Source organism: Mesorhizobium sp. M7A.F.Ca.CA.004.04.2.1 (genome assembly GCF_004022825.1).
Lineage (GTDB): Bacteria > Pseudomonadota > Alphaproteobacteria > Rhizobiales > Rhizobiaceae > Mesorhizobium.
This window is the reverse complement of sequence record NZ_RZPH01000094.1, coordinates 1-10,520: the sequence shown is the minus strand read 5'-3', so window position 1 is coordinate 10,520 and position 10,520 is coordinate 1. Positions and strand designations below refer to the sequence as shown.

The 10,520-nt window shown below is 62.9% G+C and carries 11 protein-coding genes; 6 read left to right on the top strand and 5 right to left on the bottom strand.

Going from position 1 to position 10,520, the window contains the following annotated elements; translation table 11 throughout:
• From EN893_RS06870 to EN893_RS06850, 5 genes are all read right to left on the bottom strand, one after another.
• Positions 1–532: anti-sigma factor (locus EN893_RS06870; RefSeq protein WP_164900741.1), on the bottom strand; the 532-nt coding region annotated here is incomplete at its 3' end.
• Positions 529–1,044, bottom strand: coding sequence for a sigma-70 family RNA polymerase sigma factor (locus EN893_RS06865; RefSeq protein ID WP_236383399.1), 516 nt, complete (start codon positions 1,042–1,044; stop codon positions 529–531). The genes EN893_RS06870 and EN893_RS06865, both read right to left, overlap by 4 nt.
• Positions 1,045–1,202: 158 nt before the next feature.
• Complete coding sequence (locus tag EN893_RS06860) at positions 1,203–1,736, bottom strand: response regulator transcription factor (protein WP_023812014.1); 534 nt, start codon at positions 1,734–1,736, stop codon at positions 1,203–1,205.
• Positions 1,726–3,048 (bottom strand): ATP-binding protein, encoded by a 1,323-nt coding sequence (locus EN893_RS06855; RefSeq protein ID WP_127268839.1) that lies wholly within the window; start codon positions 3,046–3,048, stop codon positions 1,726–1,728. Before EN893_RS06855 ends, EN893_RS06860 begins: the two co-directional genes overlap by 11 nt.
• Entirely contained in the window at positions 3,045–4,358 is a 1,314-nt protein-coding gene (locus tag EN893_RS06850; RefSeq protein WP_127268838.1) for an MFS transporter, read from the bottom strand. Before EN893_RS06850 ends, EN893_RS06855 begins: the two co-directional genes overlap by 4 nt.
• Positions 4,359–4,525: 167 nt before the next feature.
• Here EN893_RS06850 and cyoA point away from each other — a divergent pair, with 167 nt between their 5' ends.
• From cyoA to EN893_RS06820, 6 genes are all read left to right on the top strand, one after another.
• Positions 4,526–5,695, top strand: coding sequence for a ubiquinol oxidase subunit II (gene cyoA, locus EN893_RS06845; RefSeq protein ID WP_127268837.1), 1,170 nt, complete (start codon positions 4,526–4,528; stop codon positions 5,693–5,695).
• A 15-nt stretch (positions 5,696–5,710) separates the two neighbouring features.
• Positions 5,711–7,723, top strand: a complete 2,013-nt coding sequence (gene cyoB, locus EN893_RS06840) for a cytochrome o ubiquinol oxidase subunit I (protein WP_128361456.1) — start codon at positions 5,711–5,713, stop codon at positions 7,721–7,723.
• 5 nt (positions 7,724–7,728) lie between these two features.
• Positions 7,729–8,355: a cytochrome o ubiquinol oxidase subunit III gene (cyoC, locus tag EN893_RS06835; protein WP_127270912.1), complete on the top strand. Its 627-nt coding sequence runs from the start codon at positions 7,729–7,731 to the stop codon at positions 8,353–8,355.
• Positions 8,352–8,732, top strand: coding sequence for a cytochrome o ubiquinol oxidase subunit IV (gene cyoD / locus EN893_RS06830; RefSeq protein ID WP_127270910.1), 381 nt, complete (start codon positions 8,352–8,354; stop codon positions 8,730–8,732). Before cyoC ends, cyoD begins: the two co-directional genes overlap by 4 nt.
• A 96-nt stretch (positions 8,733–8,828) precedes the next feature.
• Positions 8,829–9,530, top strand: coding sequence for an SURF1 family protein (locus EN893_RS06825; protein WP_127272300.1), 702 nt, complete (start codon positions 8,829–8,831; stop codon positions 9,528–9,530).
• A gap of 143 nt (positions 9,531–9,673) precedes the next feature.
• Positions 9,674–10,520: aromatic amino acid transaminase (locus EN893_RS06820; RefSeq protein ID WP_164900740.1), on the top strand; the 847-nt coding region annotated here is incomplete at its 3' end.

The window sequence follows — 10,520 nt, the reverse complement described above, 5'->3', positions numbered from 1 at the left end:
TCTGCACGTCGCGCACCCTCCAATCCGTCGGCAGCGACGGCATGACGATGGCAGTGGCGGCGCGGATTTCGCCGGCGTTGTAATTGGGCGTTTCCGCCTGCGATGGCATGCTCTCGCGCACCAGCGTCGTCCTGTGGGCCTGCACCGCCTCATCGACATAGGCGGGCGGCTGCGGCGAGGCGACGACCTTGGTCACCGACATCGGCCCGATGATGCCGTTTGCCAGCCAGCCGGCGGCGACGAAGCCGGCTACCGCCGCCGCGCGCTGCAACACGCCGAAGAGCCGGCCGCGGGCAAGCCCCCTCTCCAGCCGCCGCGCGGCATCGGCGGTCGCAGGGCGCGCCATGCCCTTGGAGCCGGCAAGCGCCACGCGCAGTTCATCGCGGGTCCTGAGATCCGACATCACACGCGCCGCCGCCTCCGGGCGAGCGGACAAGAATGCTTCGACCTCGATGCGGCGGGTGACGTCGACCTGGTCGTCGACATAGGCGTCGAGGTCGATATCGGTCACGGGATCGACAGTTGCGGTCATGACGGGCCTCCAACGATCCTGAGGTGGTTTTTTGCCTTCGCCGGCTCCTCCATCTCGCGCAGTGCGGCGCGCGCCCTGCCGATGCGGGACATCAGCGTGCCGAGCGGCACGCCGCTGGCATCGGCGGCCTGTTGATAGGAGAGGCCTTCGATGGCGACGAGGTGCAGCGCTGAACGCTGTTCTTCCGGCAGGCTGAAAAAAGCCTCGCGCACCTGCGCCAGGCGCACCGAATGTTCCTGTGGTGCCGGCGTGCTGCCGTCGGCCAGGTATCCAGCCTGTTCGACGCGCGACGCTTCGGACTTGCGGGACCGCATCTTGTCGATGAAGGTGTTGTGGACGATCGACAGCAGCCACGCGCGCAGGTTTCCGCCGGAGCGGAACGTGCTGCGCCGCTCATAAGCGCGCACCAGCGCGTCATGGACAAGATCCTCGGCGTCGGTGCTGTCGCGCGTCAGCGAGCGCGCATAGCGGCGCAGCGAACCGAGCTGTCCTATGATGTCAAAACGTGGCATTGACGGTTTCATGTCCTGTTTACGGAGCATGTGGGGATTTTAATCCCTGCCCTGCCAATTTTTTCCCTTCGGAGGACATCGTTCGAATGTAACGATTGTTGCCGGCATCAATTTTATCATTGGTATCGGCACGATGTGCGATGCCCGGTAGATCGTGCCTACTTCACACGCCTCTTCTCCAGCTTCCTCGCCAGCGTCCGGCGGTGCATGCCCAACCGTCGTGCTGTCTCGGAAATGTTGAAGTCGGCCTCCACCAGCATTTCGTGGATGCGCTCCCATTCGAGGTTCTTTATCGAGGTTGGTCGCTCGGCGAGCGGCACCGAAGCATTGCCCTCGACCTGGCCGAAAGCGGCTTCAATGTCGTCGGTGTTGGCGGGTTTGGCGAGATACTGGCAGGCGCCGAGCTTGATCGCCTCGACAGCGGTGGCGATGCTTGCAAAGCCGGTCAACACGACGATCCGCATTTCAGGATCGTGCTCGTGCAGCGCCCTGACGCATTCCAGGCCCGAGCCGCTGGCGAGCTTGAGATCGACGACGGCATATTGGAAGGCAACGGTGCCGATCAGCGCATGCACGCCGTCGACGCTCCGGCAGCTATGCGTTTCGTAATCACGCCGTTCGAAAGACCGGCGCAGTGCGTTGGCAAAGGCGATATCGTCCTCGACGATCAACAGCGTGCGTTTAGTCGGCATTGTGCCCTCGTGGAGACAGAGCAGCCAGTGGCAGATGCAACGTAACCGAAGCTCCCCCCTCGGTTCTATTTCTTACGGTGACGGTACCCCCCAGCTTGCGGATGACATTGACGACCAGAAACAGGCCGAGCCCGCTACCTGGCCGGTTCTTGGTCGACGTATAGGGCTTGCCGAATTCAGCAAGCATGGCTTCTTCAAATCCCGGTCCCACGTCGACAACTTCGATGATGAGATCGTCCGCCTGGCGGCTGACGGTCAACCCCACCCATAGAGGCGACGCTTCAAGTGCGTTGTCCAGTACATTGAACATCACCTGTTTGAGCGCGGGATCGGAGACGATCTCCTGGTTGGCGCCGAAACGCCTGGTGTATTCGAAGCCTTGCGGCAGCCGTGTCGACTTCCATTCGGCCACCAGCTCCGCCAGGAAGGCGTCGACGGAGGTGCGAACCGTGCCTTCGCCGCGCAATTCGCCCGACGACATCAGGATTCCCGAAACGATCTTCTTGCAACGGTCCAACTGGCCCTGCATCTCCCGGATTTCCTGCGCCAGATCCGGATCTGCCTCGAGAGCCGGCATGCGCTGCCAGTCATTGAGGATGACGGAAAGCGTGGCCAGCGGCGTGCCGAGCTCATGCGCGGCACCGGAGGCGAGCAGGCCCATCCTGACGATGTGAGCCTCCTCCGCCGACTGCTGGCGCAAATCCGCAAGATGGGCGTCGCGGGTGCGAATGTTGTTCTGGACCCTGGTGATGAACAGCACCAGAAGCGTTGCCGCCAGGACGAAACAGATGAACATGCCCTGGATGTGCAGGCTGAACAGCCCGGCCCCGTGTGCGGCGGGCAGGCTGATCTCACGGTAAAAAGTAGTCAGCGCGATGAAGCACGTGCTTGCAATGAAGACAAGCGCCCAAACCGACCATGTCTCCAGCAGCACCGCGCCCAGGATGACCTGGAGCAGGTAAAGCGAAATGAAGGGATTGGACGCGCCGCCGCTCAGGTAAAGCTGGACCGTCAACGCGGTGACGTCGAGCAGCAGTCCAAGAAACAGCTCGGTGTTGGTGATCGCGTCCTGGCTGCTGTGCCGGCGCAGGCTGGCGACATTGAGAGCGATCAGCAGCAGGATCACCACCGCCATCGGGACCAGCGGCAATCCAATGCCGAGCACGTAGCGGACGAACAGGATCGTCACGATCTGACCACCGACCGCGATCCAGCGCAGTTGAATCAGAAGCAGAAAATTCTGTTTGTTGGTCTTGTCGTGCAACGTCATTGGGCCGGGAGGTCCCCAGCCCTGGCCAAGCAGGTCACTCAAGCGGGCGTCCGATCCAGGCGCTGGTTGAGTCTCAGCGCAAGCAACGTGCATAGCGCTCCCGACAACAGATAGGCGCCTGATGAGATCAGCCCGAAATGGGCGGACAGGAACAGGGCGACTATGGGGGCGAAGCCCGCCCCGAACAGCCAGGCGAGATCCGAGGTCAGCGCCGCCCCTGTATAGCGGTAGGTCTTTGAAAAGTTCGAGGCGAGTGCTCCTGAAGACTGGCCGAACGACAGGCCGAGCAGGACGAAGCCCAAGACCATGAAGACGGACTCTCCGACGAAGCCGCCATCGAGCAGCTGTGGCGCGAAACCGCTGAACACGGCAATGGCCACCGCCGAGCCTCCGAGCAAGGGCCAGCGCCCAACCCGGTCGGCGACGAAGCCCGAGATCGCGATTGCCGCCAGGCCGAAGAAAGCTCCGATCGTCTCGATGACGAGGAACCGTGCCGGTCCCTCGCGCGTGAACAGGAAAATCCAGGACAGAGGAAACACCGTCACCATGTGGAACAGGGCGAAACTCGCCAGCGGCGCGAAGGCGCCGAGCACGACAGTGCGCCCTTCGGCGCGCAACGTCTCGCGGACGGAAGTCGGCTCCAGTTCCTGGCCTTCGAACAGTTTGGTGTATTCCGGCGTCACCACGATGCGCAGCCGTGCGAACAGGGCGACGACATTGATGGCGAAGGCGACGAAGAACGGGTAGCGCCAGCCCCAGCTGAAGAAGTCTTCGGCCGACAGGTTGCCGACGAAATATGCAAACAGGGCGCTGGCAACGATGAGCCCGAGTGGTGCGCCCAGCTGCGGGATCATCGCATACCAGCCGCGGCGCTTTTCGGGCGCATTCAACGCCAGCAGCGAGGCAAGTCCGTCCCATGTCCCGCCCAGCGCCAGTCCCTGACCGATCCGGAACATGGCCAGCAGCCAGGCCGAAGCCTGGCCGATCTGGTCGTAACCGGGCACGAAGGCGATCGACACGGTCGAGGTCCCCAGCAGGAACAGCGCGATGGTGAGCTTGGCGCTGCGTCCGTAGGCGCGGTCGAGCGCGGTGAAGATCGCCGTGCCGATCGGCCGCGCGATGAAGGCAAGCGCGAAGATGGCGAAGGAGTAGAGCGTGCCGGTCAACGGGTCGGCATAAGGAAATACGAGCTTCGGAAAAACGATGACGGAAGCGATCGCGTAGACGAAGAAGTCGAAGAATTCCGACGTCCTGCCGATGATGACGCCAACGGCGATTTCGCCGGGCTTCACTTCATGATGCCGCGCGTTGATCCGTCTTGCGTCGGCTTCGATCTTAGAAGTTGGGCTCACAGCATTCTCCGTCGCCCCGCCGCGGTCTCATTACGATCGCTTGCCATGTGCGCGGGCCAGGTGCTTTGATGAGGCCTGCCGCGTCATTGCGGCATTGGACAAATTGTCCAATGCCTTCATTGCCGCGGTACGGCTAGCACTGGGGGGAACAACCGACAGGTCATACATTGAGCCGTCTCCGTACCCTTTTCCTGCTGCCCCTGCTGGCATCGCTCGGCTCCTGCAGCATGGTCGTCATGAACCCTGCCGGCGACGTCGCCGCGCAGCAGCGCGACCTGCTGATGGTGTCCACGGCACTGATGCTGATCGTCATCATACCGGTGATGGCTCTCACCATATTCTTTGCCTGGCGATACCGCCAGTCCAACCGCGAGGCGCGCTACGAGCCGGATTGGGACCACTCGACCCATCTCGAACTCGTCATTTGGGCGGTGCCGCTTCTGATCATAATCTGCCTGGGCGCAGTGACCTGGATGGGCACCCATCTGCTCGACCCCTATCGTCCGATCGGACGTGTAGCGGCCGGCAAGCCGCTGCCGCCGGACGTGCGTCCGCTTGAGGTCGAAGTCGTCGCGCTCGACTGGAAATGGCTGTTCATCTATCCGGAGTACGGCGTCGCCATGGTCAACGAACTGGCTGCGCCGGTCGACCGGCCGATCAGCTTTCGCATCACCTCCGCATCGGTGATGAACTCCTTCTACATTCCAGCACTGGCCGGCCAGATCTATGCAATGCCGGGTATGGAAACCAGGCTGCACGCCGTCATAAACAAGTCCGGCGACTATGAAGGGTTCTCCGCCAACTACAGCGGCGCCGGCTTCTCGGGAATGCGGTTCGCGTTCCACGGCCTGGACGACGCCGGTTTCCAGGCATGGATCGCGAAGGCAAAGGACGGCGGCGGCAAGCTCGACCGAAACGGCTATCTGGAGCTCGAACAGCCCAGCGAGAACCAACCCGTGCGCCACTATGCGGCGGTGGATGCCGATCTCTACAAGGCGATCCTCAACATGTGCGTCGAGCCCGGCAAGATGTGCATGAGCGAGATGTCGCAGATCGATGCCAAGGGCGGTCTGGGAATGGCCGGCATCCGCAACACCCTTCCGCTACTGTACGACAAGTTCGCCCGGCGCGGCACGATATTCGGCCCTGCCCCATCCTATGTCGCCAGCATATGCACGACCGAAGAAGCACTGGCGGCTTCGAAGGCCGATCAATCCTTCACGCCGATGACCTCGACGCCGATCGTCGGCGCTGGTCTGCAACGGCCACTGCCCCTGTCGATCCGACTGCCGTCACCTTCCGCAACCGGCACGCTTCGGTCGCCCTTCAACTCCTGAGGCGCCACGCAAGACATGTTCGACAATCCTGCTCTTCTCAAGGCGATCTTCGGCCGGCTTACGCTCGAGTCGCTGCCGCTGCACGAGCCCATCGTGGTCGCGACCTTCATAGTCGTCGCGCTGGGCGGCATCGCCCTCGTCGGCGCGCTGACCTATTTCAAGCTCTGGGGCTATCTGTGGCGCGAATGGTTCACCAGCGTCGACCACAAGCGCATCGGCGTGATGTACATGGTGCTCGGCATCGTCATGCTGCTGCGCGGCTTCAGCGACGCCATCATGATGCGGCTCCAGCAGGCGATGGCCTTCGGCGGTTCGGAAGGCTATCTCAATTCGCATCACTACGACCAGATCTTCACCGCGCACGGCGTGATCATGATCTTCTTCGTGGCGATGCCGCTGGTGACGGGCCTGATGAATTTCGTCGTCCCGCTGCAGATCGGCGCGCGCGACGTGTCGTTTCCGTTCCTCAACAATTTCAGCTTCTGGATGACGGTCGGCGGCGCGGTCATCGTCATGATGTCGCTGTTCGTCGGCGAATTCGCCCGCACCGGCTGGCTTGCCTATCCGCCGTTGTCGGGGATCGGCTACAGTCCCGATGTCGGTGTCGATTACTATATCTGGGCCCTGCAGGTGGCGGGCGTCGGCACGCTGCTGTCGGGCGTGAACCTGGTCTGCACCATCGTCAAGATGCGCGCGCCTGGCATGACCATGATGAGAATGCCGATCTTCACCTGGACCGCGCTCTGCACCAATGTGCTCATCGTCGCCGCCTTCCCGGTGCTGACGGCGGTGCTGGCCCTGCTGGCTCTCGACCGCTATGTCGGCACCAACTTCTTCACGAACGACTTCGGCGGCAATCCGATGATGTACGTGAACCTGATCTGGATCTGGGGCCACCCCGAGGTCTACATCCTGATCCTGCCGGCCTTCGGCATATTTTCGGAAGTGACCTCGGCCTTCTGCGGCAAGCGGCTCTTCGGCTACACGTCGATGGTCTACGCGACCGTCGTCATCACCATCCTGTCCTACCTGGTCTGGCTGCATCACTTTTTCACCATGGGATCGGGAGCGAGCGTCAACTCGTTCTTCGGCATCACAACGATGATCATTTCGATCCCGACAGGCGCCAAGATATTCAACTGGCTGTTCACCATGTACCGCGGCCGCATCCGCTTCGAACTGCCGATGATGTGGACGGTCGCCTTCATGCTGACCTTCGTCGTCGGCGGCATGACCGGCGTGCTGCTCGCGGTTCCGCCGGCCGACTTCGTGATCCACAACAGCCTGTTCCTGGTCGCGCATTTCCACAACGTCATCATCGGCGGCGTGCTGTTCGGCCTGTTTGCCGGCATCAGCTACTGGTTCCCCAAGGCATTCGGCTTCCGGCTCGATCCGTTCTGGGGAAAGATGTCGTTCTGGTTCTGGGTGGTCGGCTTCTGGTTCGCCTTCATGCCGCTCTACATCCTCGGCTTGATGGGCGTAACGCGCCGGCTGCGCACCTTTGAGGATCCCTCGCTGCAGATCTGGTTCATCATCGCCGCCTTCGGCGCCTTCCTGATCCTGCTTGGGATCCTGTCCTTCCTCATCCAGATCTTCGTCAGCGTGCGCCGGCGCGAGCAGCTTCGCGACGATACCGGCGATCCGTGGGACGGGCGCACCCTCGAATGGGCAACCTCGTCGCCGCCCCCGGCCTACAATTTCGCCTTCACGCCCGTCGTCCACGATCTCGACGCCTGGGCGGACATGAAGAATCGCGGCTACCAGCGTCCGTTGACGGGCTTCCGCGACATCCACATGCCGCGCAACACCGGAGCCGGCGTCGTCCTGGCCGGGTTGAGCGTGGTGCTTGCCATGGCGCTCATCTGGTACATTTGGTGGCTGGCGATCGTCAGCTTCGTCGCCCTGATCGGCTACGCCATCGCGCATACCTTCAACTACGACCGGGACTTCCACATTCCGTCCAGTGACGTCACCCGCGTCGAGGACGAGCGGACACGCCTGCTCGCAGCCACCAGCCAGGCGGGATAAGCACCATGGCACACGCCGACACGGTGATCGACGACACGGTCTTCCACCTGGAAGACGACCACGGCCATGCCGAGAGCGGCAGCAGCACCATGCTCGGCTTCTGGATCTACCTGATGAGCGACTGCCTCATCTTCGCGATGCTGTTCGCGGTCTACGGCGTGCTCGGTGGCAATTACGCGGCCGGACCCGCGCCGAAGGATCTGTTCGATCTTCCGCTGGTCGCGCTGAACACCACCATGCTGCTCCTGTCCTCCATCACTTACGGCTTCGCGATGCTGGAGATGGCGAAGGGACGGGTGAAACCCATGCAGGTGTGGCTGGTGATCACTGGCCTGTTCGGCCTCGCCTTTCTCAGCATCGAACTCTACGAATTCGCCCATTTCATCCACGAGGGGGCGACGCCGCAGCGCAGCGGCTTCCTGTCATCGTTCTTCACGCTGGTCGGAACGCACGGCCTGCACGTCACCTTCGGCCTGGTCTGGCTGGTGGTGCTGATGGTGCAGGTCTCCAGGCACGGGCTGATCGCCGCGAACCAGCGGCGCCTGATGTGCCTGAGCATGTTCTGGCACTTCCTTGACGTCATCTGGATCGGCGTCTTTACCTTCGTTTATCTGATGGGAATGTTGCGATGAGCGCCGGCCACCACACAGACACCAGCGACCAGAGCCACGCGCGTCACGGCGTCGATCACGGCTCGCTGCGCGGCTATCTGACAGGCTTCGGCCTGTCCGTCGTGCTGACCGCCATTCCCTTCTGGCTGGTCATGACCAACGCACTCGGCAATCAGATGGCTTCGGCGATTGCCATCATGGCCTTCGCCGTCGTGCAAATCATCGTCCACATGGTGTTCTTTCTGCATATGAACACCAGGTCGGAGAGCGGCTGGACCATGATGGCCCTGATCTTCACCCTCATCCTGGTGGTGATCGCGCTGACGGGCTCGCTCTGGGTCATGTACCATCTGAACGCCAACATGATGCCCGGCCATGACATGAGTCAGATACCCTGAGAGAGGGACCTGGCTTTGGATGAACAGGCGCGGACGACACCGCATTCGAATACAGGCGACGGCCAAAGGGTTACGCGTTCACCATGGACGCTGTTGGTGCTTTGCCTTTGCGGTGCCATCGGCGTCGCAGGGTTCTCGGCGCTCGGTATCTGGCAGCTGGAGCGCCGCGTCTGGAAGCTCGACCTGATCGAGCGTGTCGACCAGCGTCTCAAGGCGGTACCTGTGGCCGCCCCGGCGCCTTCGGCCTGGCCAGAGATCAACGCCAGGGATGATGAGTATCGCCAGCTTGCCGTCACGGGCCGGTTCCTCGGTGATCGCGAGACCCTGGTCCAGGCGGTCACCGATCGCGGCGGTGGTTTCTGGGTAATGGCGCCGTTCCGAGCGGATGATGGCTTCACGATTCTGGTGAACAGGGGCTTCGTGCCGACGGACAAGCGCGATCCGGCAACCCGCCTCGCAGGCAAGCCCTCGGGCGATCACACCGGAATTCGCGGCCTGCTGCGCCTGACCGAACCGAAGGGCGGCTTCCTGCGCAACAACGATCCGGCCGCCAACCGCTGGTATTCGCGCGATGTGCAGGCGATCGCCACGACGCAATGCCTCGGGCAGGTCGCTCCTTATTTCATCGATGCCGATGCCGCGCCCAATCCGGGAGGGTGGCCGGTCGGCGGCCTGACGGTCGTTTCGTTCCACAACAACCATCTGGCCTATGCCCTGACATGGTTCGGGCTGGCCTTGATGGTGCTGGGCGCGGTCATCTATCTGTTGCGGCAGACTGGGAAACACGGCGGGGGCTGACCGCTGGCCGAGGCAAAGCTGAAAGGAGCAGGCAGGGCAGGCTTCCCGGCACCCCCGCCTCGGGCTGGAGCACCTAGCTAAAACCGCTGGCGAAACGCGACCGATTTGCGTATCACTCCGCCGCGCCAATGGAACCATTTTCGATGTTTGAAGCCCTGCAGCCCGCCCCCGCCGACAAGATCCTCGCCCTGATCGGCCTTTATCGCGCCGATCCGCGTCCAGACAAGGTCGACCTCGGTGTCGGCGTCTACAAGGATCGCGACGGCAAGACGCCGGTCATGCGCGCCGTGCGCGAAGCGGAACAGCGCCTGCTGCAGGCCCAGGACACCAAGACCTATCTCGGCCTTGCCGGCGATACCGGCTTCAACACGGTGATGGCCAAGCTCGCCTTCGGTCCAGGCGCCGACATGACGCGCATCCGCGCCGCACAAGCGCCCGGCGGCTCCGGCGCGCTGCGGCTGGTGGCGGAACTGCTGAAGCGGACACGCTCGGATGCAACCATCTGGCTGTCGGACCCGACCTGGCCGAACCACATGCCGGTGATGCGCGCCGCCGGCCTGCAGATCCGTGAATACCCCTATTTCGACGCCGCCTCGGGCGCTGTTCGCTTCGACGACATGCTGGCGGCGCTGCGGACCGCAAAGAGCGGCGACGTCGTACTGCTGCATGGCTGCTGCCACAACCCGACCGGCGCCAATCTGGATGCGGCACAGTGGGCAGCCGTTACCGATCTGGTCGTCGAGCGCGAGCTGCTGCCGTTTGTCGACATCGCCTATCAGGGCTTTGGCGATGGCCTCGAGGCCGATGCCCTCGGCTTGCGCCTGCTGGCGGCAAAAATTCCGGAAATGGTCGTCGCCTCGAGCTGCTCGAAGAATTTTGCTGTCTACCGCGACCGCGTCGGCGCGGCGATGATCCTGGCCAGGGACGGCGCACAGGCGGATGTGGCGATGAGCCAGATGCTGTCGGCGGCGCGCGCCATGTATTCGCTAT

Coding starts and splice junctions, on each gene's coding strand:
- cyoC (WP_127270912.1), top strand. CDS start 7,729: ATGGCACACGCCGACACGGTGATCGACGACACGGTCTTCCACCTGGAA.
- cyoB (WP_128361456.1), top strand. CDS start 5,711: ATGTTCGACAATCCTGCTCTTCTCAAGGCGATCTTCGGCCGGCTTACG.
- EN893_RS06860 (WP_023812014.1), bottom strand. CDS start 1,736: ATGCCGACTAAACGCACGCTGTTGATCGTCGAGGACGATATCGCCTTT.
- EN893_RS06865 (WP_236383399.1), bottom strand. CDS start 1,044: ATGCCACGTTTTGACATCATAGGACAGCTCGGTTCGCTGCGCCGCTAT.
- cyoD (WP_127270910.1), top strand. CDS start 8,352: ATGAGCGCCGGCCACCACACAGACACCAGCGACCAGAGCCACGCGCGT.